The sequence below is a fragment of the Shewanella sp. NFH-SH190041 genome (genome assembly GCF_024363255.1).
Classification (GTDB): Bacteria; Pseudomonadota; Gammaproteobacteria; order Enterobacterales; family Shewanellaceae; genus Shewanella.
In genome coordinates this window covers 981,717-1,008,716 of the sequence record NZ_AP026070.1, presented here as the reverse complement: position 1 = coordinate 1,008,716, position 27,000 = coordinate 981,717, and the positions used below count along the sequence as shown (strand labels likewise).

General features: G+C 49.3%; 22 protein-coding genes and 2 tRNA genes. 11 read left to right on the top strand and 13 right to left on the bottom strand.

All coding sequences use genetic code 11. The features are described from left to right. Positions 1-63 precede the first annotated feature (63 nt). The 4 genes from NFHSH190041_RS04495 to thiE are packed head-to-tail and all read left to right on the top strand — an operon-like array spanning position 64 to position 3,504. Positions 64-1,182, top strand: coding sequence for an ABC transporter substrate-binding protein (locus NFHSH190041_RS04495; RefSeq protein ID WP_261924103.1), 1,119 nt, complete (start codon positions 64-66; stop codon positions 1,180-1,182). Beyond that, the gene (locus tag NFHSH190041_RS04490; protein WP_315972967.1) at positions 1,182-1,907 is read left to right on the top strand and encodes a TenA family protein; all 726 of its coding nucleotides are present in this window, start codon (positions 1,182-1,184) and stop codon (positions 1,905-1,907) included. Before NFHSH190041_RS04495 ends, NFHSH190041_RS04490 begins: the two co-directional genes overlap by 1 nt. Further along, positions 1,907-2,854, top strand: a complete 948-nt coding sequence (gene thiM, locus NFHSH190041_RS04485; protein ID WP_261924102.1) for a hydroxyethylthiazole kinase — start codon at positions 1,907-1,909, stop codon at positions 2,852-2,854. The genes NFHSH190041_RS04490 and thiM overlap by 1 nt, the downstream gene beginning before the upstream one ends. Further along, positions 2,851-3,504 (top strand): thiamine phosphate synthase, encoded by a 654-nt coding sequence (gene thiE / locus NFHSH190041_RS04480; protein WP_261924101.1) that lies wholly within the window; start codon positions 2,851-2,853, stop codon positions 3,502-3,504. Before thiM ends, thiE begins: the two co-directional genes overlap by 4 nt. Positions 3,505-3,682: 178 nt before the next feature. On the opposite strand, the gene NFHSH190041_RS04475 is transcribed toward thiE, so the two are convergent. After that, positions 3,683-4,414 carry a pseudouridine synthase gene (locus NFHSH190041_RS04475; RefSeq protein WP_261924100.1) on the bottom strand — a complete coding sequence of 244 codons (732 nt, stop codon included), beginning with the start codon at positions 4,412-4,414 and terminating at the stop codon, positions 3,683-3,685. A gap of 139 nt (positions 4,415-4,553) precedes the next feature. On the opposite strand from NFHSH190041_RS04475, the gene NFHSH190041_RS04470 reads away from it, so the two are divergent. The 7 genes from NFHSH190041_RS04470 (at position 4,554) to NFHSH190041_RS04440 (ending at position 15,061) form a co-directional block, all read left to right on the top strand. Next, complete coding sequence (locus tag NFHSH190041_RS04470; protein WP_261924099.1) at positions 4,554-5,036, top strand: YcxB family protein; 483 nt, start codon at positions 4,554-4,556, stop codon at positions 5,034-5,036. A gap of 1,024 nt (positions 5,037-6,060) precedes the next feature. After that, positions 6,061-8,682, top strand: coding sequence for a [protein-PII] uridylyltransferase (gene glnD / locus NFHSH190041_RS04465; protein ID WP_261924098.1), 2,622 nt, complete (start codon positions 6,061-6,063; stop codon positions 8,680-8,682). A 108-nt stretch (positions 8,683-8,790) separates the two neighbouring features. Next, positions 8,791-9,657 (top strand): MipA/OmpV family protein, encoded by an 867-nt coding sequence (locus tag NFHSH190041_RS04460; RefSeq protein ID WP_261924097.1) that lies wholly within the window; start codon positions 8,791-8,793, stop codon positions 9,655-9,657. A 29-nt stretch (positions 9,658-9,686) separates the two neighbouring features. Then, positions 9,687-10,091 carry a DUF3019 domain-containing protein gene (locus NFHSH190041_RS04455; RefSeq protein WP_261924096.1) on the top strand — a complete coding sequence of 135 codons (405 nt, stop codon included), beginning with the start codon at positions 9,687-9,689 and terminating at the stop codon, positions 10,089-10,091. Then, positions 10,091-10,804 (top strand): response regulator, encoded by a 714-nt coding sequence (locus tag NFHSH190041_RS04450; RefSeq protein ID WP_261924095.1) that lies wholly within the window; start codon positions 10,091-10,093, stop codon positions 10,802-10,804. Before NFHSH190041_RS04455 ends, NFHSH190041_RS04450 begins: the two co-directional genes overlap by 1 nt. 108 nt (positions 10,805-10,912) lie before the next feature. Next, positions 10,913-12,178, top strand: coding sequence for an ATP-binding protein (locus NFHSH190041_RS04445; protein WP_261924094.1), 1,266 nt, complete (start codon positions 10,913-10,915; stop codon positions 12,176-12,178). A gap of 360 nt (positions 12,179-12,538) precedes the next feature. Next, on the top strand, positions 12,539-15,061 hold the full coding sequence (locus NFHSH190041_RS04440) for a cytochrome c3 family protein (RefSeq protein WP_261924093.1): 2,523 nt from the start codon (positions 12,539-12,541) through the stop codon (positions 15,059-15,061). A 181-nt stretch (positions 15,062-15,242) separates the two neighbouring features. Here NFHSH190041_RS04440 and nlpI read toward each other — a convergent pair whose 3' ends face one another. From nlpI to tpiA, 12 genes are all read right to left on the bottom strand, one after another. Continuing rightward, on the bottom strand, positions 15,243-16,154 hold the full coding sequence (gene nlpI / locus NFHSH190041_RS04435) for a lipoprotein NlpI (RefSeq protein ID WP_261924092.1): 912 nt from the start codon (positions 16,152-16,154) through the stop codon (positions 15,243-15,245). A 223-nt stretch (positions 16,155-16,377) separates the two neighbouring features. Continuing rightward, positions 16,378-18,477: a polyribonucleotide nucleotidyltransferase gene (gene pnp, locus NFHSH190041_RS04430; RefSeq protein WP_261924091.1), complete on the bottom strand. Its 2,100-nt coding sequence runs from the start codon at positions 18,475-18,477 to the stop codon at positions 16,378-16,380. 346 nt (positions 18,478-18,823) lie between these two features. Continuing rightward, complete coding sequence (gene rpsO / locus NFHSH190041_RS04425) at positions 18,824-19,093, bottom strand: 30S ribosomal protein S15 (RefSeq protein WP_261924090.1); 270 nt, start codon at positions 19,091-19,093, stop codon at positions 18,824-18,826. Positions 19,094-19,194: 101 nt separating this feature from the next. Then, positions 19,195-20,145, bottom strand: a complete 951-nt coding sequence (gene truB / locus NFHSH190041_RS04420) for a tRNA pseudouridine(55) synthase TruB (protein ID WP_261924089.1) — start codon at positions 20,143-20,145, stop codon at positions 19,195-19,197. Beyond that, on the bottom strand, positions 20,145-20,573 hold the full coding sequence (rbfA, locus tag NFHSH190041_RS04415; protein WP_261924088.1) for a 30S ribosome-binding factor RbfA: 429 nt from the start codon (positions 20,571-20,573) through the stop codon (positions 20,145-20,147). Before rbfA ends, truB begins: the two co-directional genes overlap by 1 nt. 102 nt (positions 20,574-20,675) lie before the next feature. Continuing rightward, positions 20,676-23,327, bottom strand: coding sequence for a translation initiation factor IF-2 (gene infB / locus NFHSH190041_RS04410; RefSeq protein ID WP_261924087.1), 2,652 nt, complete (start codon positions 23,325-23,327; stop codon positions 20,676-20,678). A gap of 24 nt (positions 23,328-23,351) precedes the next feature. After that, positions 23,352-24,851, bottom strand: a complete 1,500-nt coding sequence (nusA, locus tag NFHSH190041_RS04405) for a transcription termination factor NusA (RefSeq protein WP_261924086.1) — start codon at positions 24,849-24,851, stop codon at positions 23,352-23,354. A 27-nt stretch (positions 24,852-24,878) separates the two neighbouring features. Next, positions 24,879-25,334, bottom strand: a complete 456-nt coding sequence (gene rimP / locus NFHSH190041_RS04400) for a ribosome maturation factor RimP (RefSeq protein WP_261924085.1) — start codon at positions 25,332-25,334, stop codon at positions 24,879-24,881. A 164-nt stretch (positions 25,335-25,498) separates the two neighbouring features. After that, positions 25,499-25,575: transfer RNA gene (locus tag NFHSH190041_RS04395), tRNA-Met, on the bottom strand. Between the two features lie 89 nt (positions 25,576-25,664). Further along, a tRNA-Leu gene (locus NFHSH190041_RS04390) sits at positions 25,665-25,751 on the bottom strand. Positions 25,752-25,761: 10 nt separating this feature from the next. Further along, complete coding sequence (secG, locus tag NFHSH190041_RS04385; RefSeq protein WP_261924084.1) at positions 25,762-26,097, bottom strand: preprotein translocase subunit SecG; 336 nt, start codon at positions 26,095-26,097, stop codon at positions 25,762-25,764. Between the two features lies 1 nt (position 26,098). Then, positions 26,099-26,881: a triose-phosphate isomerase gene (gene tpiA / locus NFHSH190041_RS04380; protein WP_261924083.1), complete on the bottom strand. Its 783-nt coding sequence runs from the start codon at positions 26,879-26,881 to the stop codon at positions 26,099-26,101. Positions 26,882-27,000 lie beyond the last annotated feature (119 nt).

Below are 27,000 nucleotides of genomic sequence, written 5' to 3'. Positions count from 1 at the left end.
ACAAGCTTACTTATACAGATAAAACGACAGATAAAAGTACGGAAAACAGTAGAGATAAAAACAATGAATAATCCTCCCAGTGTCTTTTTCGCCAACAGCGCTATTCTCAGCAACAGAGTGATCGCACATGCCATTATTCGGTTAGTCACCACCTTGACGCAACAATGCCAACAACTGCATCACCGCCATTGGCGAGCACTCTTGCTGGCGCTGTCACTGTGCAGCCTCCAACCACTCTCAGCGCTGGCAGCCTCCCAGACAGCCCCAACAACGGCTGCTAATGAGCAAGGCACAGCAACGCAACTCAAACCTATCAGCCTAATGCTGGACTGGTTTATTAATCCTAACCATGGCCCAATCATTATTGCCCAGCAACTGGGACTGTTTGCCAAACAGGGGTTAAAAGTCAATATCAGTGAGCCGGCCGATCCCTCAGTGCCAGATAAACTGGTGGCAGCCGGGAAAGTGGATCTGGCGGTTAGTTATCCCAACACCTTGATTGAAGCCGCCGCTCAGCACCTGCCATTGCAACAGGTCGGCACCTTGATTTCAACGCCACTCAATGCGCTGATTGTACTGGATAAATCCAATATCACCTCTTTGTCTCAACTGGCAGGCAAAACCATCGGCGTATCAATTAGCGGTAACGAGCAGGCCAGTATCGATACCATGTTGCAAAGTGCGGGCGTGACACCCGGCAGTGTCAAAACGGTTAATGTCGGCTGGGCCTTGTCTGCAGCGCTGGCCTCGGGCAGGGTGGATGCAATCTGGGGCGGCCAACGTAACTTTGAGTTAAACCAACTGCGATTAGAGGGCTATCCAGCCCATGCCTTTTACCCTGAAGAGCACGGTATTCCCCCATTTTCAGAACTGATTTTTGTTGGCAAAAAACCTGGGCTTCCTGCCAGTGTTATTGCCAGCTTTAACCGAGCTTTGGAACAAGCTACGGTATTTATCATCAATCATCCAGAAAAAGCCTGGCAGCTATTTCAAAGTTATGCCCCAGATACGCTCAATACCGAGCTAAACCATAAAGCCTGGCAAGATACCTTAAGCCATTTTGCCCGTCGGCCTGGCGCGGTATCGCTGGCCCGTTATAACGACTACGCCCGCTTTATGGCCAAACACGGCATTATTAGCCAGGTTCCTGCTGCCCATGATTATATTTTGCAGGAGCAGTAATGATGAATAGTCAGGATCTGATCACAGCCTGTGGCAATGACTGGGCCGCTTATACCCAACATGAATTTATCTGCCAGCTTGGTAACGGCACTCTACCAACTAAGGCTTATCTAGATTATTTACAGCAGGATTATCTATTTTTACTCCACTATGCCCGCGCCTATGCCCTGCAGATCTACAAGTCCACCAGCTTGGCACAGATGCAGGAAGCCCTGCCTTCTCTGCGTGGACTGATAGAGCAAGAAATCGCCCACCATTTGGCTTACTGCCGCGCCCAAGGCCTGACCCAGCAACAGATAGAACAATTGCGCGAAGCACCGGGAACTATTGCCTATACCCGATTTGTACTTGATACCGGCATGGCCGCCGATCGTTTAGCACTGATGGTCGCGCAAGCGCCATGTGGGCTAGGGTATGGCGAAATCGGGCAGGCATTACATGAGCAGTCCACATCCGGAGATCACCCTTATCAGGACTGGTTAGATATCTACTGTGGTGCAACCTTTCAACAGGATGTTCGCCAAAGCAAAGTCTTGCTAGATAGCTACCTAAGCGATGTACCACTGCACAGTGAGCGCGGCCAAAGTCTCTGCCGCATTTTCCATACCGCCACCCGGATGGAAGCCGCCTTTTGGCAACAGAGCCTGGATGCTGCTAAGCAACTAACGCAGCTTCCCCCTTCTACCTATCCCCGTCCAGATAACAAACCCCAGGAGTCGGCGTAATGGATACCGTAAAGACATCTCAACCTGATGGTGACACTCAAGGACATGTATCTGACATAGCTAACGATATCGGCCAGCAGCTATTGCAGCTACGCGCGCTAAAACCATTGGTGGTGAATATCACCAATTATGTGGTGATGAACAATACGGCCAATGCCCTGCTGGCTCTGGGAGCCAGCCCGATTATGGCCCACAGTCGCCGGGAGATGAGTCAGTTATTAGCTATCTGTGGCGCCTTGGTGATCAATATCGGCACCTTGGACCAACTCTGGCTGGAACGCATGATATTTGCCGCTAGGCAAGCAGTGGCTAAACATCGCCCCTTAGTGCTGGACCCTGTCGGCTGTGGTGCCAGTGACTTACGCACTCAGGCCGCAATAACCCTGTGTGACATTGCCGCGCCACTGGGAGAAGATTTTATTATCCGCGCTAATAATTCAGAGATTATCGCCTTAGCCAGCCAACTGACGCAGAGACCCCCCTTGATCAGTAGCAAAGGGGTCGACAGCTGCCATCGCAGTGATGCCGCACTAGATGCTGCCCTAACCCTCAGGACGCATTATGGCTGCACTATCACCATCTCAGGCGAGACTGATTATATTATTGGCCCGCAATGTTTTAGCCTCAGCAATGGTGATGCCATTATGCCCAGTGTGACAGGTATGGGCTGCACCCTCAGTGCGCTGACCGGCGCATTTGCCGCGTTCAGTGCCAATCACACAAATAACAGTCACCGCCTTTGTCCGGCGTTAACAGCCGCAGCAATTATGGGCGTGGCCGGTGAGTTAGCAGGAACAAACTGCCCAGGGCCCGGAACTTTTCAGCAACGCTTGCTCGATACCCTATATCAGTTAAGTCCTGCGGATATGCTGGCTCGGCTGAAGCTGCAGCAATTGTCACTCGATAGCCTGAGCATCACAACTGCTATCACAGGAGCATCACAATGAACCCGGCTAACAACATCAGTCACAACCCTTACCAGCTATATCTTGTCACAGATGAACACCAAGATAACGCCATATTAGCCAAGGTCATTGAGCAGGCTGTCAGTGGCGGCGTGACCATGGTGCAAATTCGGGAAAAACACGGTGATATCCGCGCCTTTATTGCGCGGGCGGCGCTGGCAAAAAAGATACTGCATGGCACAGGTGTGCCACTTATCATCAATGACAGGCTGGATGTCGCCCTGGCTGTGAACGCTGATGGCCTGCATTTAGGACAATCGGATATGCCAGCGCCAATGGCGAGGAACTTACTGGGGCCGGATAAAATACTTGGGCTAACGGTCGAAAGCCCGGCGCAGCTGGCCACAGCCCAAGCTCTGCCACTGGATTATCTGGGGATCAGCACAGTGTTTGCCAGTGCGACCAAAACCGATACCCGGCATATCTGGCACCTAAGTGGCCTGCGAGATGCTGTCAGCCAATCCCGTCTGCCTCTGGTTGCCATAGGTGGCATTCAATCTGACAATATTGCTGTAGTCGCTGCCTGCGGCTGCGCCGGTATCGCATTGGTGTCTGCTATCTGCCATGCCGTCAACCCGCGACAGGCCGCCGCTGCACTGCTGGCACAGATACAATCCAGTGCGACTAGCTGATAAAAACAAGCATGCTGACAGTACTGACATCATGTAAGTGAGGTAGGTAAGCGAATCATGTAAGCACTGAGCACAAATCAGTGCAAAGGTGATAACAAAGCAGCTGTGATATCAATGTAGCAAAAGCGCCTCAGGGCATTGATATCACAAAAAAATCTGCTTAACGCTCCAGCACACCTTACTTAGGTGAGGAAGCGTCCATCCCCAACGCCAACTGCACTTCTTCTGGGGTCAAATGACGCCATTGACCACTGGATAGCGCTGAATCTAATGGCAGAGCGCCAATCCGGCTGCGATGTAATGCCATTACCGGATTGCGAAAACGGCCAAACATGCGCTTAATTTGGTGATATTTCCCCTCCGTCAACACAACTCTGGCCTGGCGCTCACTGAGGATATCCAACTGTGCTGGCGCGGTAGTGATATCCTCAAATTGAAAATAAAACCCGCTCGCAAAAGCCGGGGCATAATCTGTATCCAATGGATTGGCTAAGGTCACTAAATACTCTTTAGGTACATGGGCCTGAGGCAACATTAATGCCCGGGACCAACGACTGTCATTGGTCAGCAGCACCAAGCCTGACGTATTAAGATCTAACCGCCCCACAATGTGTAGCCCCTCTCGTTCAGCCTGGGGCAGTAACTCAAGCACTGTGGGATGAATATCATCTTTAGTGGCACAGACAACGCCGATGGGTTTGTTAACCATCACATAGCGTGGCGCATCATCACGCAGCGCAACACCATCAAAGGTCAATTGGCTGAACTCATCCACCAGCACATCCATATCCTTGGCGGGTATGCCATCCAGCATCACCCTGCCGCTCAATAGCAGCTGACGTACCTGTTTACGAGGGATCTGCAGCGTCTTTGCCAGCAATCTATCCAACCTTGAGCGTTTTGTTTCCACCTTATCCCCGTCATCACTATTTTGTATCAGTCGTATTATCCCGACGCGCGGACATGAAACCAAGCGTAAGGCTCAGCCACTGCTCCCTATTTCCCCCGGGAGTCGATATACTGCCAAAAAATTGTCCCGGTATTGCCATATGAGTGACGTGTTTCAATTCCAGACCACCTTTGTGCTGGACCGCTCCCATTACGAAGAATGTTTCGATCAATCGGTTACCCCAAATCAAGGCTGGAAACCCTATCTGAAAGCTATCGGTTTTGTTGTCATTGGTTTTGCGCTGCAGGCACTGCCGACTGATGCCTTGATTGGCTATCTGTTTTTAGGATTGGGCATCATTGAAGGCTTAAGCGTAAAATTCCGCCGCCCTTGGTGGCTATGGCGGCAAATGATGAGTAAAGCCGCCAATCATGAAGTAAATTTTGATATGGATAACGACGGCGTGCGCATCCACTCGGCTTTTGTCAACCAAACGATTCCCTGGCAACAAGTTGATCATATCAGCCGGACTGACCAAGGCTACCTACTGCACATAGGTAAGGGGCGTAGCTATATTTCCCGACGCATCTTATCACCCGCTGCGGATGAATTTATTTCAGCTAAGACGCAACAGCCAAAATAATAATGTCACCTTATGCAGCAGTGGGTAAGCATCGACAGCCGTTGACTCCTCAACGTTAATATCTTGATGAGTAGCATCTTAGTGATAGTAACTTGAGTAACAACGGCTGCCTGGTATAAAAAAGCCGACGCTGGGGGGCATCGGCCGGCGGTCTGTGGTGAAGCGTTAATTAACCAGGACCAAAACTTGTAAATTAAATGCCTTTCACGGCTGTCTCTGACAGGTATCGAGCCAGGGTATGCAAATCAAGCTTATCGGCTTGTAACAGCCGCAATACCGGCAAGAAAAACTCCATTTATACCCATCTCAACACACAAATATTAATTCAGTGCTATTTTTGCATAAAACCCACGCACCAGTGTTAGTAAGTCCGTAAAAATTCTTTTTATTTATGCAGTTATCTAAACAACTATTATCAATAATTAAAACGGCTTATACATTTTTATGCAGCTGCGGCGAATTTTATGAAATGAAGACGATAAAATCAACGCCATTCGAATGGAGCCAGACTTTGCCCTGAAAATCTGCTGTAGGCAAATAATTATCCGTTAAAAATCATTAATATACAGAGTTATTGACATATAAATCAGCTTATCAATTAAATGCTTAAATAAATTTAAAGTTATATATATCATACACTTAAACAGAATCATCCCAAAATTATTGATACAGTTCACACTTGGCAAAATATTGAGAATTAGGTCACGATGGTAAAAAAATGACCGTGAATTACCTGACAGAAATCAGCTCTATGCTTTATCGACTCACAACAAGCATCACACAAATGACAGATTTTAGAGCTGAATCACATAAAATACTTTTGCTGGCCTCTAAAGTGTTAAATCAATAACACATTACGCCGACATTCCGATAATTCCACACTGAACGAGCATTAACCTTTACACAGAAATGCAATATCCGCCCCAATAACCGTACAACCGAGTAATCAGGTTGAGTTAACTGTCATTTTTCCATAACCTGTAACAAATACCGCCCCAACTGGGGCCAGCCATCAGGGATTAAGATGAATGTACTGTCTAGCGGTATCGACACACTGGCGTTAACGGAACTGACCGATATCAAACAAGCCATCAGCGGACAGAACCAATACCTAGACAGCCATATTTCCCATTACGCCATTGCCGATATTCTCCAGGCCCGCAGTGATTTTTTTGATGCCTTGCTGCGTCAACTCTGGCAACAGCACCAACTGCAACACCCAGATCTTTCACTTAATGCCGTCGGCGGCTATGGTCGACAAACCTTACATCCTTTTTCGGATATTGATATCTGTATCCTACACCACAGCGCGCTGAACCCGGAACTCGAAAACCGCTTATCTGCCTTTATCACCCAACTATGGGATATCGGCATTGCCGTCGGCCATGGCGTATTACCCATGAGTCAGGCATTAGCTTTATGCCGCACTGATATTGCTCAGGCCACCAGCATGATGGAGATCCGCCCGCTGTGTGGCCCCCAAAACCACAGTCATGACATTCTTCAAGCGCTGCACAGTGATGCCATTTATTCCAGTACCGAGTTTTTCCTCGCCAAACGGGCTGAACAGCAGCAGCGGCACGAAAAAGCCAGTGGCAGCGGCTACAGCCTAGAGCCAAATTTAAAAACCAGCCCAGGCGGGCTGCGGGATATTCAAACCTTGCAATGGGTCGCCAACAAAGAGTTTGGCAATGCCGATAGCAATACCCTTAGACGGTTTGAGTTTTTCACCCCGGATGAATACTCCGAGTTAATGGAGTGCCAAAATTTTCTCTGGCGGGTTCGCTGGGCGTTACATATGGCGGTAGGTCGCGGGGAAAACCGTTTACTTATCGAATACCAGTCTGAAGTTGCCCGGCGCATGGGCTTTGGTGGACAGAATAATACCGCCATTGAAAAGATGATGCGTCAGTTGTACCGCGCTAGCAGCCGAGTACGGGAGCTTAATCAGATGCTGATGGCGCATCTTGACCGCAATATTCTGCCCACCGACACCCCGGGGATCATCACCCCGTTAAATGACAGATTTGAGCTGGAAGATGGCTTTATCCGTGCCCGGGACAATGACGTCTTTATCCATCGGCGCCAAATTCTGGTGATGTTTCGTCTGATTGCAGAGCACGATAACCAGGTCAAAGGCATCACCCCACAAACCCTGCGCCTTGTGCGCCAAGTGCGGCGGCGACTATTAGGAGATTTGCAGGATTTTCAGGATTGCCGCCAGGAATTTGTGGCGCTATTTCGTCACCCTGATGGACTGGGAAAAGCCTTTACCCTGATGCATCAATACGGCTTGTTAGCCGCTTACCTACCCCAATGGAGAGAGATTGTCGGCCAGATGCAGTTTGATCTCTTCCATGCCTATACGGTCGATGAACATACCCATCGACTGCTAAAACAGTTGTATCAATTTGCCAAAGGTCTGGAGGATGAGTCACTACGCAATGTCGGCAGTCTGTACCGAAGTCTGGACAATAAAGATACCTTGTTATTTGCGGCACTGTTCCATGATCTGGCCAAAGGTCGCGGGGGCGATCACTCTAAACTCGGCGCGGTAGATGCTGCCCATTTTGCCCGCTTTCACAACCTGAAAACCTCGCAAGAGAAAACCATCAGCTGGTTGGTCGAGAATCATCTGCTGATGTCCATCACCGCGCAACGGATGGACATTTATAACCCGGAAGTGATCAGCAATTTTGCCCGCCAGGTTAAAACAGAGACTCGACTGGAACTCCTCTATTGCCTGACAGTGGCAGACATTCAGGCCACCAATAACAATTTGTGGAATGACTGGCGTGCCACGCTGCTAAAAGATCTATTTCAGGCCTGCCGCCGGGCACTGCGTAACGGGTTGGAAAATATGCTCGAACTGAGATCCTTGATCCGCGAACGTAAAGCTGATGCCACCGCCCTATTAGCCGAGCAGCTGCCTCAATTATCAAGCGAAGATCTCAAGCAGCTTTGGAAGCAGATGCCGCTGTCTTTTTTTGCAAATGCTGATGCAACCGATATCACCCGTTACACCCAAGCTATCTACCATTACCATCAGGATCGCCAAACCACCCCGCTATTGCTACTCGATGGCGAAATTTATAAAGGCTGCAGTGATCTGTTTGTTTATACCCAAGACAAACCCGGCCTGTTTGTTTCTCTGTTCAACACCCTCGCTGGGCTAAAGGTATCCGTGAAACAGGCGCAAATTTCGGTCACCCGTTATGGCTATGTGGTCGAGACGCTGAAAATCCTCGATTACAATGACGAACCGCTACAACCGGCCTCCCGTAGGCAACAGGTCGTTCGTCGGCTGCAACAGGTACTGGCGGGTAAACCTGTCCCCGCCAGACGCAAAGCAAAGCGTCATACCGCAGTATTTGATTCCCGCCCGGATGTGGAATTTCTTCACACCCGTTTGCCCGGCCGCACCCTGCTGAATATTTCCGCCCTAGAAACCCCGCAAATTATGAGCCGCATCGCCGATGCTTTTAAAACGATGGAGCTCAATATCCACTCTGCGCGCATCAGTACTGTCGGTGAAAAAACCGATAATGTGTTTTCCGTTTCCAACCGTGAGGGCACCAGCCTCAGTGACAGCGAACGTCAAACATTGACTCATCTTTTAAAAGACTCGATGGGACAAGTGCACTAGTGACACAGGTAACACTTTGTAACTCAATCTATTTAGACGCTGTGGCCCCCGCGATAAGATGCTAGTCTCTGGCATCTTTGTTAACGGTAGTTTTCCTTTAATCTGACCATGTCAAAATTTATTGCACTCGTATCAGGCTGGTTGCTGGCATTTCAGGTAATGGCAGCACCTGCGTCATCTGGCCGCACTCCGGCCACCGTCCCTGTAGGCCAATGGCAACTGGGTATCGCAGCCGGCTGGGGGGAAAAAAGCAATCCCCTGTATCAATTTGATGATATCCCGATTTATCTGATCCCTAGCATTGCCTACTATGGGGAAAGGTTTTTCTTTGATAACGGCCTACTGGGCTACACTCTCGCCGATCAAACCCATTACAGTGTTAATCTGATGGGTAGTTTCAGCAGCGACAGAGCTTGGTTTGAACGCTGGGATCCCTCCAATATTTTCACCGGCACCGGTTATCAATTAAGCCAACCAACGCAGTTACCCCACCCGTATCATTTGCCGCCTGAAACACCACTGCAAATTCAGTCATTAGAAGGCCGAAATTTTACCTATCTGGGTGGAATTGAAGGATTTTTCTACACTAAAGCAGGAAATTTCCGCTTAGCCCTTGCCCACGATCTATTCAAGGTGCACCATGGCAGTGAGGCCCAGATAAAATGGTTCACAAACTGGCAGTTACGCAAGTTAAAGGTGGATCTTGCCCTGGCGCTGGATTGGAAAAGCCACGAGGTCGTGAATTACTACTATGGCGTCCGCCCCAGTGAAAATCTTTACTGGAGTGAACATTTCCACGGCCGCAGTACCTGGAACCGATCAGTCGAACTGAATTTCAGTTATCCCCTGACCGAGCACCTGGAAATGCTGCTGCTCGGACGCTATACCCGCTTTGGCACTGGTATTGCGAACAGCCCTCTGCTCAAACAAGACTACAGCCACAGCCTTTTTGTGGGTGCTGCCTACAGGTTTTAATGACAGTGAAAACGTTAAAGGGAGGCCTTTTGGGTTCCTATCTTCAGCGCCGGCTGACGCAGTTGGCTTTATTCAGTAATTTGTGTCTGCTTGGGATAGGCTCGGCTTATGCCGATGCTGCCTTGGAGATTTCTCCCCAGATCTGTATTGCTGGCGAAGGAAAACCCTGTCATATGAATGTTGAGCTGCACTGGCGCGGGACGGGAAATAAATTAATCTGCATTTTGTCGGATACACCACAGTTTGCTGATTGGTGTAATGACACAAAAGAGGTACATTCACTGACATTGAACGTGGATACACGTAAAGACATTCAGTTTGTAATGGTTGATAAACAAAACAACCAAACTTTAGCCCGAGTGAAATTGCAGGTGACTCAATTGCGCGAACCACCGACACGCCGGCGCTATCGCAACCCTTGGAGTTTATTCTAATGACCACCCCTCAATCTCCCTATCGCGTACTTTTAGTAGAAGACGATATTCGTCTGTCCAATCTGATTGTGGACTACCTCAAAGAGCAGGGAATGCATGTAGAAGTTGAACGCCGCGGCGATACAGTATTAACCCGCCTGATCAATTATAAGCCTGATATTATTTTGCTCGACATCATGCTGCCTGGCATGGATGGCCTGTCTCTGTGCGAAAAGCTGCCTGATTATTTCGCCGGCCCTATCCTGCTGATGAGTGCGCTGGGCACCAATGAAGATCAGATTAAAGGACTGGAGCTGGGTGCAGATGATTATGTGGTTAAGCCAGTTGATCCTGCATTGCTGGTCGCCCGCATCAATAACCTGTTGCGCCGCCACACTAAGCCTATCCAGGCTGAATCCCACTGTCTGAACTTTGGTAAGCTAAGCATCGACCCTCACACTCAGGCTATTCGTTTGGGCGAGAAAACAGTCGATTTGACCAGCCATGAGTTTGAACTGCTGTGGCTGCTGGCCTCACAAGCCGGTCAGGTGTTAAGCCGTCAATTTATCTATCAGTATCTGCTCAATATCGACTTTGATGGCAAAGATCGCAAAATCGATGTGCGCATTTCAAGACTGCGGAAAAAACTGGGGGATAATATTGAAACCCCATTTAGGATTAAAACTGTTTGGGGGCAGGGTTACCTGTTTGCCCCAGAAGCTTGGAACAATTAATCCGGTGCGGCAAGTGTCGCATTAGCAATATCATCTAACGGGGCTGCACAGCCCCGTTAGCCGTTTTGATCTCTCGGTCACATACCGAGTTAACACAGAGCCTCTGATATGAAACGCCTGTTTATCAGCCTGTATCTGTTAATGAGCTTGACCATTCTAGGACTGGGCTGGACACTGGAAAGCCTGTGGGAGACCAGCTTTGGTAGCCATGAAGCTGAAAACGCGCCCTTAGTATTAATGGCCAATGTCATCAGCCAATTACCCGAGTCACAGCGGGCTGATTATATTAACCGAGCCAGTCAAGATACCCACCAACCCATGGTACTACTCAATAAGCAGGCGGTAGCACTCAACATCAGCAGTAAACTGACCCCAGGACACGTGCTCACTACGGTGGGCGAAAACAATAACCAGCGCCAGTTTATTGCAGTGGGCAATCAAGTATTGATGATTGGGCCAATTCATCTGCCAGCCCTATCCCGCTGGCAAGCGGTTTTCACCTTCTTATTTTACCTGTTACTGGCCTTGGTGATCTTATTGTGGATCCGGCCATTATCCCGAGATATCAAACAGCTGGAAAAAGCCGCCGCAGAATTTGGCGATGCAAAATGGGATACCCGTATCCGGTTGCCCCAAAGCTCCCAGGTCATGTCACTGGGCAGAACCTTTAACCAGATGGCCAAGCAGATCAGTAAACTGATCGATAACCAAAAACACCTGTCCAACGCCGTATCCCATGAGATCCGTACGCCACTGGCCCGGCTGAAATTTGCTCTGGCACTGCTGCCGTCATACTGCAAACCGGAAAAATCTGATGAACAGCGAGCGCTATTTCTGGCCGATATGCATGAAGACGTCAGTGAAATTGATACACTGCTGGGAGAAATGCTCACCTATGCCAGCTTAGAATCAGCCCAGACCGGCATTGTACTGGAACAATGCAATCTGGTCGCACTAAGCCGCCAGATTATTGACCGGCTCAGACCACTGACTGAGCTGCCCATGATGTTTGAATCCCCCCGGGATGATGTCACTATAGCTACAGAGCCGGCTCTGATTGAGCGAGCATTACAGAACCTGATCACCAATGCCCAACGTTATGCGGCCAGCTATATTCGTATTGAACTGCAGGAAACAGATGAGCAAATCAGTCTGTCGGTGATTGATGATGGCCGTGGGATCCCAGCTGAAGAGCAGGAAAAAATCTTTGAGCCTTACTACCGCAGTAAACATAACCGCAATGAAGATAAAGGCTATGGGCTGGGATTGGCAATTATCACCCGCATCATGGATCGGGAATCTGGTAAGGTTATCTTGACTAGCCATCCCGGTTATACCTGCTTCTCTCTCTGCTGGCCTAAAACTCAAAGCTGATACCCCCACCGCACAGTAGCGTGCAAAACGGGTTTTATGCCGCTTTGCACGCTATGGCTTAAATTCAAATCGGTATTATCCCCATGCTTCAGCTAAGGGGTTGGCCAAAAACGACGTGCCGATTTATATGGGCAAATATTATCCAAGCCTGATACCATAAAATCATTTATATAACAGGATGATAGTCTGCTTGTTATATGCCGCTAAGCCTAAAGCGCCTCATTAGCAAAAGCGTCTTATCGCCAAGCAGACTGCCCAGGATGGTATCAGGTGGCTCACCTTGCACGATTGTTAAAGTGTTTGCTGATTCAATGGCGGTTTACGCTTTACAGCCACTCACGCACAACCGCATCGGCCGATATGCAGCCCAATATACTGGCCCATTTTTCGGCTTGCCAAAGTCATCAACAAGCCAATGTCCAACAAACCAGAAGAAAGCAGAAACCATTACGCTATATCAGCGTACTGAGTCTGTTACTGCTGCCAACTTGTGCCGCCGCGACTGATTCTGTTACAGCACACAGAGTCCAGCACTCCTCCTCGCTTTCATCACAAACGGCCACAACCCCATCTCAATTAGCTTTCACCGCGCTGGTACAATCAGCAGAGCAAGCTGTTGCTCCCACAAACCAATCATTGCCCAATAACGCTTATGGCCAACAAAACCGCGCTGCAGCGCCCTGTCAACAGTGTCACCAGCAGCAAAGCCATGACTGGCTCGCATCGGATCATGCCCACGCTATGGCCAAAGCAAATACGCAGACAGTGCTGGGGGATTTCAATCATGCTCAAGCTCAGCATAGGGATTTGCAGGCGCAGTTTTTTCGCCGTAATGGACAATTCTGGGCCGCATTAACACAGCCCAATATTGAGCCCAGCCCTCAACATATGAGAGACAGCAAACTATCAACTGTCAGAGATACGACTACTGATACTGACCGCCATAACATTCCCCGAGAAGATCCCCTACAAATAAATACAACAGCGCCCCCAGCTAATGCCGCGGCAACCGCCGACACCCAACACTATCACATCAAATACAGCTTTGGTTTTTATCCACTACAACAGTATCTGGTCGAAACCGAGCGGGGACAATTTCAAGTATTACCCTTTGCGTGGGACAGCCGCCCCCAAGAACAAGGCGGGCAGCGCTGGTTTGTACTTTACCCAGAGCAAAATATTGATCGCGCAGACCGGCTGCACTGGCTTCAACCACTTCACAATTGGAATGGCATGTGCGCTGAGTGCCACTCAGACGCATTGCAAAAACGTTATCAGCCCGCCACTGACAGCTTTGCCACCCAGTGGCAGGGAATAAATGTTGGCTGCTATTCCTGCCATGGGGATCTGACCAAGCACAGCCAAGATCCTACTCACTTCAGTGCCGCAAATCAGCCTATGCGTCACAGCAATCAAGGCCAGTGGCAGCGTAAACCCAGTGATAGTGTTGCCCGTTGGCAAGGGCCGCCGAGGGATAACCGTTTTATGCAGACCTGTTTTGCTTGCCATGCCCTCAGGGCACCGCTGCAAGACGGCTTCAGGCCTGATAAACAATTTCTTGATCAGTTCAGCCCCAGACTGCCAAACCCACCACTCTATTTTGCTGATGGTCAGATTGATGCTGAGGTTTATGTCTATGGCTCATTTATGCAAAGTAAGATGGCCCAAGCAGGGGTCAATTGCCTCGATTGCCATCAGGCTCATACCATGAAGCTCAAAGTGGAAGGTAATGCTTTGTGCCTCCAATGTCATAGCGCCGAATATAATCAACCACCTCATCTGCTACATAAGGGCAATATCAAGGAGATGACAGACACAGACGCCAATCTCTGCGTCAGCTGTCATATGCCGCAACGACGTTATATGGGGGTTGATGACAGACGGGATCACAGCTTTGTGATCCCCCGGCCGGAACTGACAGCCCAATTGAATCTGCCCAATCCCTGTCAGCAGTGTCACTATCAGTCCGCCCAGTGGCTTGCTGAGAAAATTACACAATATTACCCGGGAAGAGCCCGCCTGACGGCAACAGAGCAATTACTGCTGACACTGCGTAGTGGTCAGCCCATCAGTCCCGCTGCGCACCGCCAGATAATCATGGATAGCCAGTTACCGGCCATCAATCGGGCCAGTGCCCTTGAGTTACTTCCCCAAACCCACAACCGTATCAACGGCCAGTGGTTACAAACATTACTACACGATCCCGACCCGCTACTGCGTCAAGCAGCAGCAACACAAGGTGGCCTCTTATCGGCTCAGGCTCGCCAACAATTACTCACGCCTTTATTGCAAGATCCCATTACTGCAGTGCGCATCGCAGCGGCCCGGGTTTTACAGCCGCCGCAGGCAACGCTGGCAGCAAAAGAGCTGGCGCAAGCTAATGCTCAGTCTGCCTGGCGTGCGGAAGGACGAATTAATCAAGCGCGGCAATTACTGGCCAATGGCCATATAGATCAGGCTATCACCACGCTACAAAGTGCCATTCTTATCGGTCCCTTTTTTGCCGCCAGTTATATCCATCTTGCAGAGTTATATCGTCATCAGGAACAGTTGGCACTATCGGCCCAAACCCTCCACCAAGGGTTAAAGCACAACCCTGAATCTGCCGCGCTGCACTATGCCACGGGACTACAGGCAGTACGCCACCAGAACTGGAAAACGGCCGAACAGGCGTTATTACAAGCTGTCATACTGTCAAAACAGCAACCACAATATCTCTTGGTATACCTGATGACATTGCAGCGCAGTGGCAAAGCCCAACAGGCGCTGAATTACCTTAACAATTTGCCCCCTCGGACAATTAGCACTCCCCAGTTAAAAAAACTGCAACAACAGTTACAGCAAACCACCACTGACAAGTCACCTTCAGTCTCCAAGCAATAAAAAACCGGGTAGCATCGCTGCCACCCTGTTCATTATCCGCTCAATCTAGGTGCTATTGGGCTATCAGATTTCTGTCATCAAACACTTGTATACCTAACACAGCATTGCAGCTACGACAGTCCATTACCACTGTCATTCACCCAGATTGGCACTAAGCAAATTTTACAACGCCCGGACATCATTAATGACTAGCCGCAGCTGATTTTTCAGCATCCTGTTGCTTTTCAGCCAATTTTTGCAACTCAAGCTGAGCATATCTGTGCTCAACAAAGTCATAAATATTGGTGGCCAATGCCAGTCTGAGATAGTTGGCCGCCTGCTGATCATGCCCGCGAGCCATTTCCCACTTCGCCAGATAAAAATATGCCTCACATAAACGCTGGGCATAGGCTTCTTCTGATTGCACACCCACTTTAGCAGCATCAAACAACTGGGTTTTACTGATCCGACCCAAATAGAAATCAACCAGTTCAGTAGGCCATTGCCCTGCTGTTAGATGCTCACTATTTTGTGCCAACGTCTGCAATGCCGTTTGTGGATGCACTTTCACATCAGCCAGATACAGCCACAATGCCCGGTAACCATCACTCGGATCCAAACTGTAAAATTTGCGCAAATCGGCTAGTGCTAATTTATCTCGCTGCCCGTAATAAAGTGCAATTCCCCGATTCAGATAAGCGTAATCATAATCAGGCGCCAATTCTAATACGCCATCAAACGCTTCATAGGCATTTTCAAATTCACCTTCCTGGGTGTAATAAATACCAATGAAGTTATAAACATCAGCCAGTCTTGGATTAATTTTCAATGCTTGATGGAAATCAATTCGAGCCAATAATCGCAACCCTAAAGCATCATATACGACGCCGCGTTCATATAGGAATCGAGCCCGCTGATCCTTAGTCAGTTCCATTGCCCCAAGAATTTCATTGAGCTTGGCCAGCGTCACTTCATTTTTATACTCAGGTCCCACTGGCGTCACAACCAGCTTGCCCTGCATATCAGCCCGCTCTGGAGAGCTGGCACAGCCGGTTATTAATACACTCATACCCAGCATCAATGCTGGCAGCAGGGTGGGAAACTTTACCTTCATCCTGTTCACCTTGAATGGGTGCCGGCCGGGAGATATTCCGCCGGACATCTGTTTGCCTGTTTGCAATATTCAGGCTGTTGCGGTTACAGCCATCATGATAGCAACCCCCTAACTAGTGTGCCATCAGCAGTTAATGCAAAATCATCTTTAAAATCAGCATTCAGAGCCGTAAAAAACAAAAAAGGAGACCCATGGGGTCTCCTTTTTACCGGATTAAGCCGGATTATTCAGCAGCAGGCTCTTTCGCCTTAGCTTCTTTGATGGACAGACGAACGCGACCTTGACGGTCCACTTCCATCACTTTAACGTCCACTTCCTGGTTCAGTTGCAGGTGGTCAGATACATTAGCCACACGCTCTTCAGAAATCTGAGAGATGTGAACCAGACCGTCTTTACCTGGCAGGATGTTCACGAAAGCACCGAAATCTACGATACGGATAACCTTACCCTTGTAGATGCGACCCACTTCAACTTCAGAGGTGATTTCTTCGATACGACGGATAGCTTCTTTAGTCGCTTCGCCGTTGGTAGAAGCAATCTTCACAGTACCATCATCTTCCAACTCAATGGTGGTGCCGGTTTCTTCAGTCAGCGCTCGAATCGTTGCACCGCCCTTACCAATCACATCACGGATCTTCTCAGGGTTGATCTTGATAGTAGTAATACGTGGTGCGTGATCAGAGATTTCATCACGTGGCGCTTCAATCGCTTGATCCATCACATTCAAAATATGTACACGGGCACCGTATGCTTGCTGCAGTGCGATTTCCATGATCTCTTTGGTGATACCTTCGATCTTGATGTCCATCTGCAGTGCAGTCACACCATCACGGGTACCGGCAACTTTAAAGTCCATATCACCCAGGTGATCTTCATCACCCAGAATGTCAGACAGTACCACAAAGTTATCGCCTTCTTTCACCAGACCCATAGCAATACCTGCTACAGAAGTCTTGATAGGCACACCAGCATCCATCAGCGCCAGAGAAGTACCGCATACAGACGCCATAGAAGAAGAACCGTTAGATTCAGTGATTTCAGACACTACACGGATAGAATATGGGAATTCTTCAGCAGATGGCATTACCGCATGAATACCACGCCATGCTAGCTTACCGTGACCGATTTCGCGGCGCTTAGGCGAGCCAACCATACCGGTTTCACCCACAGAGTATGGTGGGAAGTTATAGTGCAGCATAAAGCGGTTAGTGCGCTCGCCCATGATAGAGTCGATCTTCTGCGCATCACGCTCAGTACCCAGAGTACAAGTTACCAGAGCCTGAGTTTCACCACGGGTAAACAGCGCACTACCGTGGGTACGTGGCAGTACACCAGCCATAACACTCAGCGCACGCACCATATCAGGTTCACGACCATCGATACGTGGCATACCAGCGATGATTCGGCTACGTACAACTTGTTTTTCCAGGCTGCCCAGCAGATCAGAAGCTTCACGTACATCCAGCTCTGGGTTACTTTCCAGCAGTTTTTCGATAGTAGCTTTTTTCACGTCGCTAACTGCGTCGTGACGTTCCATCTTGGCGGTGATCTGGTAAGCTGCGGTCATGCCAGCTTCAGCCAGTTCCTTGATCTGTTCAACCAGTGTCTGGTTCTTTTCAGGAGCAGTCCAGTTCCAACGTGGCTTACCGGCTTCTGCGGCAAACTCGTTGATAGCATTAACCACAACCTGTTGCTGCTCATGGCCATATACCACTGCTCCCAGCATCACTTCTTCTGGCAGTGCTTTGGCTTCAGATTCCACCATCAGAACAGCAGCTTGAGTACCAGCAACCACCAGATTCAGCTCACTGCCAACCAGCTCGCTAACACTTGGGTTCAGGGCATATTCACCATTAATATAACCAACGCGGGCAGCGCCCAGTGGGCCATTAAATGGAATACCTGAAATCGCCAGTGCAGCAGAGGTACCGATCATAGAAACAATGTCCGGCTCAATCTGAGGGTCTACTGAGACCACTGTAATGATAACCTGAACTTCGTTAGTGAAGCCGTCAGGGAACAGTGGACGGATTGGACGGTCGATCAGACGGGCAATCAGGGTTTCGTCTTCAGATGGACGGCCTTCACGCTTAAAGAAACCACCAGGGATCTTACCAGCTGCGTAAGTTTTTTCCTGATAGTTTACAGTCAGAGGGAAGAAGTCACGGCCTGGATCGGCTTCTTTTTTACCAACCACAGTAACCAGTACAGTGGTATCGCCCATGCTAGCCAGAACAGCAGCATCGGCTTGACGTGCAATTACGCCTGTTTCCAGGGTGACAGTATGCTGACCATACTCAAAACTCTTTACAATTGGATTCACTTGACCCATTCCTTAATTTAATGACCTTGAATTACGCGCGTAAGTATACTGCAACTTTCCGCGGCAGATAAAGGGTTCGGGGGATGAGTCAAGCGCTTATTTTAAATTATGTATCAATCAGACGGCATTAACCGATAGCGTGCAGACGGCATTAACCGATAGCGTGGGCACAGATAATATCAGTTAATTGCAATATACCCGTAAGCGCTGGTCAGAAATATCGCACTTTAGGCATTTCACCGAGGTATCGCTCAAATTGAAATAATAAAAAAGGCCACCGCGATTAGCAGTGGCCTTAAAACAACAAAAAAGGAGGCAGAAGCCTCCTTTTTGGAGCGAAACGCAATTAGCGACGCAGACCCAGCTTCTGGATCAGAGCAACATAACGCTCGTTCTCGGTACGCTTCAGGTAAGCCAGCAGCTTACGACGAGCGCTAACCATACGCAGCAGACCACGACGAGAGTGGTGATCGTGGATGTGCTCTTTGAAGTGGTCTTGCAGGTGGTTGATCTGTGCAGTCAGCAGAGCTACCTGAACTTCAGTAGAACCAGTGTCGTTTTCACCGCGGCCGAATTCGGCAACGATTTTTGCTTTCGCTTCAGTACTTAGTGACATGAGTCTCTCCAAGATATCAATGTTTATCTTCAGCCGATCACTAACTCAGCCGAAGGGAGCGGTATTTTAGCCAGAACTCATGCCCGGCGCAACCATAATCATCAGTCCCGGGCAGGTTCCTGCAGCACAATAAGGCGCTTGGGAGCCAATAGACCATCATCATTCATCTGGCCAACACCGACAAAGCGGCGGGCCTCACCCAACGTGATCCGCACTAGTGTATCGGGCTTTAAGCCAGATACCTGTACCGGGTTACCATGCATCAGATAAGGAGCTGAAACGTCTGGGACATTAATTTCTGGTAAATCACTGACCGCAGTGTCCATGGGCAGCAACAGTGGATCCAGCAATTCCCGTGGTGCAATCTCTTGCTCCTGGGCCTGCGCCAACAGCGCTTCAAGCTGCGCCAATGTCACCATCTTGTCATAGGGGTAACCGGCAACGGCTGTGCGGCGCAGCATAATCACATGGGCGCCACAGCCCAGCATCTCACCCAAATCATCAATGATGGTGCGGATATAGGTGCCTTTGGAGCAATGGATATCCAGCGTCAGCTCATCATTTTCAAGCTTGATAAAATTCAGCTCAAAAACAGTGATAGGTCTGGCTTCACGGGGGACTTCTTTACCTTCACGGGCATACTTATACAAAGGCTGGCCTTGGTATTTCAGCGCCGAGTACATGGACGGTACCTGCATGGTATCGCCACGGAAGTGATCCAGTGCATCCATCAATTGCTGCTCAGTAAAGGTCAGTGGGCGGGTCTGCACCACTTCACCATCACTGTCACTGGTATCTGTGCGCTGGCCCAGCTTTGCCGTCACCAGATAACGCTTATCGGCATCCAGCAGGTGAGACGAAAACTTAGTCGCCTCTCCCAAGCAGATTGGCAGCATACCGGTCGCCAGTGGGTCCAGTGCACCAGTATGCCCAGCTTTGGCGGCGTTATAAATCCGCTTTACCCGCTGCAATACATGGTTGGAGCTTTCTCCGGTCGGTTTGTCCAACAGCACAATACCGTCAACCAGACGCCCTCTTGGACGGCGGGCCATCAGGCTTGCTCTCCGTTGTCCTCAGCCTTATCGTCAGCCTCATCACTATGACCAAACTTTTCCGCTTTGGCCTTATCAGAGTTGATCACTTGGCTAACCAGATTAGACATACGCATACCTTCTACCAAAGAAGCGTCGTATACAAATCGCAGTTCAGGCATTACCCGCAGTTTCATACGACTAGCCACCAATGTACGAATATAAGGCGCAGCAACAATAAGCGCTGCCAGTTTTTCTTCCACCGCATCGGCATTGTCTTCAAAGAAGGTAACAAACACCTTGGCGAAGCTCAGGTCACGTGACACTTCAACGTCATTCACTGTCACCATGCCAATACGAGGATCTTTCATTTCACGCATCAACACCATGGCCAGCTCTTGCTGCAGCTGCTGACCGATGCGGCGTGTACGACTGAATTCTTTTGCCATAATAATTACCAAAGGGCGGCCATATCACCGCCCGGCCCACCTCAGGTTTTCCTGAAGTAACACCGGGCGCCAATATCGGCCGCCCTTGTCAAATACTCTAAATTACAGGGTACGTGCGACTTCTACGGTCTCGAACACTTCGATCTGATCGCCTACACGAACGTCGTTGTAGTTCTTCACGCCGATACCACATTCCATACCGTTGCGAACTTCAGCCACGTCATCACGGAAACGACGCAGAGACTCCAGTTCACCTTCGTAGATTACCACGTTTTCACGCAGTACGCGGATTGGTGCGCTGCGCTTAACAATACCCTCGGTAACCATACAGCCAGCAATTGCGCCCAGCTTAGGTGACTTGAACACATCGCGAACTTCAGCCAGACCAATGATTTCCTGTTTGAATTCAGGGGCCAGCATACCGCTCATAGCAGACTTAACTTCATCGATCAGATCGTAGATTACGCTGTAGTAGCGCAGATCAACACTTTCTGCTTCGATGGTCTTACGAGCCTGAGCGTCGGCACGTACGTTAAAACCAACCATGATGGCGTTAGAAGCAGCTGCCAAGGTGGCATCAGTTTCTGTCAGTGCGCCAACACCGCGAGCGATGATGTTCACTTTCACTTCATCAGTAGCCAATTTGGCCAAAGAGTCAGCAATCGCTTCCAAAGAACCCTGTACATCAGCTTTCAGTACAATGTTCAGCTCATTTACTTCGCCTTCAGTCATGTTTGCAAACATGTTTTCCAGCTTGGCTTTCTGCTGACGGGCCAGTTTCACATCACGGAATTTACCCTGACGGTACAGTGCTACTTCACGGGCTTTACGCTCGTCACGCACCACTGTAGCTTCATCACCGGCAGACGGTACGCCAGACAGACCGAGGATTTCTACCGGAATAGAAGGACCCGCTTCAGTGATAGGTAGACCGTTTTCGTCCTTCATCGCACGGATTTTACCGTACTCCAGACCGCACAGAACGATATCGCCCTGACGCAGGGTACCTTCCTGAACCAGTACAGTCGCGACTGGACCACGGCCCTTATCTAGCTTGGACTCAACCACAACACCGGATGCCATACCATCACGTACCGCTTTCAGTTCCAGTACTTCAGACTGCAGCAAAATAGCTTCCAGCAGTTCATCAACACCGGTACCGGCCTTCGCTGAAACGTAAACAAACATGTTGTCGCCGCCCCAATCTTCAGACATCACGCCGTGCTGAGACAGCTCAGTCTTCACGCGGTCAGGATCGGCTTCAGGCTTATCCATTTTGTTCACAGCAACAATCAAAGGCACGTTACCGGCCTTGGCGTGCTGAATCGCTTCGATGGTCTGAGGCATCACACCATCATCCGCAGCAACAACCAGTACCACGATATCGGTCGCCTTGGCACCACGGGCACGCATTGCAGTAAATGCAGCGTGGCCAGGAGTATCCAAGAAGGTAATCATACCGTTGTCTGTTTCAACATGGTATGCACCGATATGCTGGGTAATACCACCGGCTTCTCCAGCAGCCACTTTGGCGCGACGGATATAGTCCAGCAAAGAGGTTTTACCGTGGTCAACGTGACCCATGATAGTAACAACAGGAGCACGTGGCTCAACCTGCTTGTCTGCATCACGGTCTGCCAGTACTTGCTCTTCCAGCTCGTTTTCACGCAGCAGAATAACCTTGTGGCCCATTTCTTCCGCAACCATCTGGGCAGTTTCCTGATCCAGAACTTGGTTGATGGTAACCATGGAGCCCATCTTCATCATCTGCTTGATGATTTCGGTCGCTTTAACCGCCATTTTCTGTGCCAGTTCAGCAACAGTAACGGTTTCACCGATACGAACTTCACGGTTCACAGCGGCAACAGGCTTGTTAAAGCCATGGGCCATAGACTTAGGTGCAACCTTGCCGCGCATATGCTTTTCACGGCCGTCACGGGCATCTTTACCGCCACGCTTCTTCGCACCGCTCTTGTTACGGCTGCGACGACCGCGCTTTTCCTCATCCATATCAGAAGTATCTTCAGCTGCACGAGCAACTTTAGATGTGGTGATATGGTGGTCATCACGGGTTTCAGCTTCCTGGCGGCGCTTTTCTTCTTCCGCCCAGCGTTTTTCATTTTCTTCAGCCAACTTACGGGCTATTTCAGCAGCTTTAGCTGCTTCTTCATCCTGCTTGCGTTTCAGGACTTCGGCCTGAGCTGCTTTGATACGTTCTGCTTCCAAACGGGCCTCACGTGCTTCATCTGATTCAGGAGCCTTAGCTTTGGCTTGCGCCTCTGCTTTGGCTTTTGTGGCGGCTTCTGCCTTGGCTTTGGTTTCTGCCTCTGCTTTAGCACGGGCTTCCGCCTTAGCGGCAGCTGCTGCCTTAGCTTCTGCTGCTGCCTTAGCTTCTGCTTCTGCTTTAGCTTCAGCTTCTGCTTTAGCTTTCGCTTCAGCTTCGGCCTTCATCGCCACATCATCGCGTTTTACAAAAGTGCGCTTTTTACGCACTTCCACTTTAACGTCTTTAGACTGTCCGCCACTACTCGCTACGCTCAGTGTGGAAACAGTTTTACGTTGAAGTGTCATTTTGGTGGGCACGGCGTCACCGCCGTGCTTTTTTTTCAGAAACTCGAGCAGGGTTTGCTTCTCAAGCTCTGTTACACTGTCGTTTTGGGACTTTGAGATACCAGCCTGAGAGAATTGCTCAATCAATCGATCAACATCTTTGCCTACTTCTGAGGCCAGTTTTTCTAACGTAGTTTCTGCCATCTGTTAAATCCCCCTGTTGATCGACTATGCTTCTTCGCCGAACCAACAGATATTACGGGCGGCCATAATCAGCTCACCTGCTTTTTCTTCTGTCAATTCTTCTATCTCGATCAAATCGTCAATGCCTTGTTCGGCTAAATCTTCAAGCGTCACAATGCCCTTACTCGCCAGAGTAAATGCTAAATGTCGCTCAACTCCCTCAAGCGCCAGCAACTCAGGACTTGGTTTAACCCCATCCAGAGCTTCTTCCTGTGCCAGAGCACGGGTAGAAATTGCTGCTTTAGCGCGTTCACGCAATACTTCAACAGTCTCTTCATCCAGACCGTTGATAGACAGCAGTTCAGACGCAGGTACATAGGCGATCTCTTCCAAAGAAGTGAAACCTTCATCAGCCAGTACCTGAGCAAAATCGTCGTCAATATCCAGAGATGAAGTGAACAGAGCCACTACTTTGGCACTTTCAGCCTGATGCTTAGCATTCATGTCATCTACTGTCATTACGTTCAGTTCCCAACCAGTCAGCTGAGTGGCTAAACGTACGTTTTGGCCGTTACGACCAATCGCCTGAGCCAATGAATCTGACTCAACGGCAATATCCATAGCGTGGTGATCTTCATCTACGATGATAGAGGCCACATCTGCCGGCGCCATGGCATTGATCACGAACTGAGCTGGATTGTCATCCCACAGCACGATATCAACACGCTCACCGCCTAATTCATTGGAAACAGCCTGAACCCGTGCGCCACGCATACCCACACAAGCACCGATAGGATCGATACGTTTGTCGTTAGATTTCACGGCGATTTTGGCACGGCTACCAGGATCACGGGCAGCACCCATTACCTGGATCATTTCATCGGCAATTTCTGGTACTTCAACACGGAACAGCTCGATGAGCATTTCCGGCTTAGTACGGGTCAGGAATAATTGAGCACCGCGGGCTTCTGGACGCACAGCATACAGCAGAGCACGCACGCGGTCACCTGGCCGGAAGCTTTCACGGCTGATCAAATCTTCTTTGTACAATACGCCATCGGCATTATTGCCCAGATCAACCACGACACTGTCACGGTTACTTTTCTTCACTACGCCGGTGATCAGCTCGCCTTCTTTGTCTTCGAACTGCTCAACAATCTGAGCACGTTCAGCTTCACGTACTTTCTGTACGATAACCTGCTTGGCGGTTTGAGTCGTGATACGATCAAAGACTACAGACTCAATCTGATCTTCAACATATTCACCCACCTGAATCTCTGGCTCGTCATAACGGGCAGCATCCAGCGTGATCTCACGAAATGGATTTTCCAGTGGCTCACCGTTGTCATCAACAACCTGCCAACGGCGGAAAGTATCATAATCACCGGTTTTACGATCAATGGCGACGCGTACATCGATGTCACCCTCGTATTTTTTCTTAGTTGCCGTTGCCAGCGCAAATTCCAACGCTTCAAAAATCTTTTCGCGCGGTACCGCTTTTTCGTTGGATACCGCTTCAGCGACCAGCAGAATCTCTTTATTCATCGTCTTGCCTCGTTCACCTTGAAACCATCAAAACTTCGCGATCAGATTGGCTTTGCGAATGTTGTCAATGGCAACGATTTTTTCTTTACCATCCACTGTCAAAGTAAGCATTTGTCCTTCAACCTTGACGATGGTGCCTTTCATATTGCGACTACCATCTACCGGCATAGTCAACTGAACCTTGGTTTCTTCACCAACATAGCGGGCATACTGCTCAGAGGTGAACAGGGGTCTGTCTACGCCAGGGGATGAAACTTCAAGGGTAAATTCGTGGGAAATCGGATCTTCAACATCAAGCACAGCACTGACTTGACGGCTGGTTTCGGCACAATCTTCAATATTGATCCCATTCTCACTGTCAATGTAAATGCGCAGCGTAGAATGCTTGCCGGCCTGAATGTATTCGATGCCCCAAAGCTGGTATCCCAGCCCTTCGACCGGTGACTTGAGCATGTCTGCCAGTCTGTTTTCCAATGTTGCCAAGCTGACCCCCAAAAAACAAAAAAGGGCTATAAAAGCCCCAGTAATCTGCCGCCTGAATACGGCCAATGTCAAAGTCCAAATAACAAAAAACCCCGTAAGTACGAGGCTATTATTTAAGAACCTGTGAACAGTAACAAATCTATATAAGATTGGAAACTGGGAGCTGGTTGCGGGGGCCGGATTTGAACCGACGACCTTCGGGTTATGAGCCCGACGAGCTACCATGCTGCTCCACCCCGCGTCAACTGGGAGCAAGTATATTGGCTTTAGCCAAAACTTGCAATCACTAAGCAAGTCAACTGTATATTAACTGCTCAATGATTTTATGGTTGGTGCCGAGAGCGGGACTTGAACCCGCACGACCGTTAGGTCACAGCCACCTCAAGGCTGCGCGTCTACCAATTCCACCACCTCGGCAAAATCGTTATCAGTCTGGAATTTTTTCCTGTGACTGTTGGGCTGGTTGAGGCGCATGATCTTTCACTTGCTCAACGGATGTGCCCAAATCGCTCCACGAATCAGCTTGTTTTACGTGGTTTGCACTCAAGTTACCAATAACTAAACTCAGTACAAAAAACGCAATGGCCAGAATCGCAGTGCTGCGAGTCAGGAAGTTACCTGAACCACTTGAACCGAATAAGGTTCCTGATGCACCGGCGCCAAAAGAAGCACCCATGTCAGCACCTTTACCTTGCTGAATCAAAATCAAGCCAACTAAGGCGATCGCTACCAGCAAGTAAACAACTATCAGAACATTAAACATATTACGCGCTCATCGCTATGGAACACAGACTTAAAAACTCGGTAGAGTTTAAGCTAGCTCCGCCTATCAGTCCACCATCAACATCAGGTTGAGCAAACAAATCAGCTGCATTCCCCGGGGTCACACTGCCACCGTACAAAATCCTGATGTTCTCTCCAATGTATGGAGACACTTCAGAGAGACGCTTGCGTATAAACGCGTGTACTTCCTGTGCCTGCTCTGGGGTCGCGCTCTTACCTGTCCCTACTGCCCATAATGGCTCGTAAGCGATAATCGCATTATCAAAAGCCATGGTGCCGTTTTTCTCGATAACCACATCCAACTCTTCAGCAATGACCTCAAAGGTACGTCTTGCTTCCCGCGCTGGACCGGACTCACCAACACACAGTATTGGCGTTAAGCCGTGCTTTTGTGCCGCAGCGAACTTCTCAGCAACAATATCGCTGGTTTCACCATACATACGGCGGCGTTCTGAGTGACCGATAATCACATACCGGCATCCGGCATCTTTTAACATTTTGCCAGATACTTCACCTGTATAAGCACCAAAATCATGCTGACTCAGGTTCTGAGCACCCATTCTAACGAGGCAACCATTTAAGGCTTCCTTGTTAGCTTCCAGCAACTGCCTGACACTCTCCAGATATATTGAAGGTGGACATAAAACCACTTCTGCTGAATCATCTTGGAGCTTGGTAGCGAATTTCTTAAATAGCTCCTGCGCCAAGTGCGCATCACCATTCATTTTCCAGTTACCAGCAACCATTGGACGTCTGAGTGCCATCTCTGTCTCCTCTGAAAGCGGCGTGAATAATAGCGAACCGGGATCTAAGTTACAAGGCTAAAAACCGTTATTTTTATGCTAAACCGCGAGAATGCTTGATTTTTATACTGAGAGAAATG

Bases quoted from the DNA above. Each gene is read 5' to 3' on its own strand.
- NFHSH190041_RS04495 (WP_261924103.1), top strand. From the start codon at position 64: ATGAATAATCCTCCCAGTGTCTTTTTCGCCAACAGCGCTATTCTCAGC.
- NFHSH190041_RS04490 (WP_315972967.1), top strand. From the start codon at position 1,182: ATGATGAATAGTCAGGATCTGATCACAGCCTGTGGCAATGACTGGGCC.
- thiM (WP_261924102.1), top strand. From the start codon at position 1,907: ATGGATACCGTAAAGACATCTCAACCTGATGGTGACACTCAAGGACAT.
- thiE (WP_261924101.1), top strand. From the start codon at position 2,851: ATGAACCCGGCTAACAACATCAGTCACAACCCTTACCAGCTATATCTT.
- NFHSH190041_RS04470 (WP_261924099.1), top strand. From the start codon at position 4,554: ATGAGTGACGTGTTTCAATTCCAGACCACCTTTGTGCTGGACCGCTCC.
- glnD (WP_261924098.1), top strand. From the start codon at position 6,061: ATGAATGTACTGTCTAGCGGTATCGACACACTGGCGTTAACGGAACTG.
- NFHSH190041_RS04460 (WP_261924097.1), top strand. From the start codon at position 8,791: ATGTCAAAATTTATTGCACTCGTATCAGGCTGGTTGCTGGCATTTCAG.
- NFHSH190041_RS04450 (WP_261924095.1), top strand. From the start codon at position 10,091: ATGACCACCCCTCAATCTCCCTATCGCGTACTTTTAGTAGAAGACGAT.
- NFHSH190041_RS04445 (WP_261924094.1), top strand. From the start codon at position 10,913: ATGAAACGCCTGTTTATCAGCCTGTATCTGTTAATGAGCTTGACCATT.
- NFHSH190041_RS04440 (WP_261924093.1), top strand. From the start codon at position 12,539: ATGCAGCCCAATATACTGGCCCATTTTTCGGCTTGCCAAAGTCATCAA.
- nlpI (WP_261924092.1), bottom strand. From the start codon at position 16,154: ATGAAGGTAAAGTTTCCCACCCTGCTGCCAGCATTGATGCTGGGTATG.
- rpsO (WP_261924090.1), bottom strand. From the start codon at position 19,093: ATGTCACTAAGTACTGAAGCGAAAGCAAAAATCGTTGCCGAATTCGGC.
- truB (WP_261924089.1), bottom strand. From the start codon at position 20,145: ATGGCCCGCCGTCCAAGAGGGCGTCTGGTTGACGGTATTGTGCTGTTG.
- rbfA (WP_261924088.1), bottom strand. From the start codon at position 20,573: ATGGCAAAAGAATTCAGTCGTACACGCCGCATCGGTCAGCAGCTGCAG.
- infB (WP_261924087.1), bottom strand. From the start codon at position 23,327: ATGGCAGAAACTACGTTAGAAAAACTGGCCTCAGAAGTAGGCAAAGAT.
- nusA (WP_261924086.1), bottom strand. From the start codon at position 24,851: ATGAATAAAGAGATTCTGCTGGTCGCTGAAGCGGTATCCAACGAAAAA.
- secG (WP_261924084.1), bottom strand. From the start codon at position 26,097: ATGTTTAATGTTCTGATAGTTGTTTACTTGCTGGTAGCGATCGCCTTA.
- tpiA (WP_261924083.1), bottom strand. From the start codon at position 26,881: ATGGCACTCAGACGTCCAATGGTTGCTGGTAACTGGAAAATGAATGGT.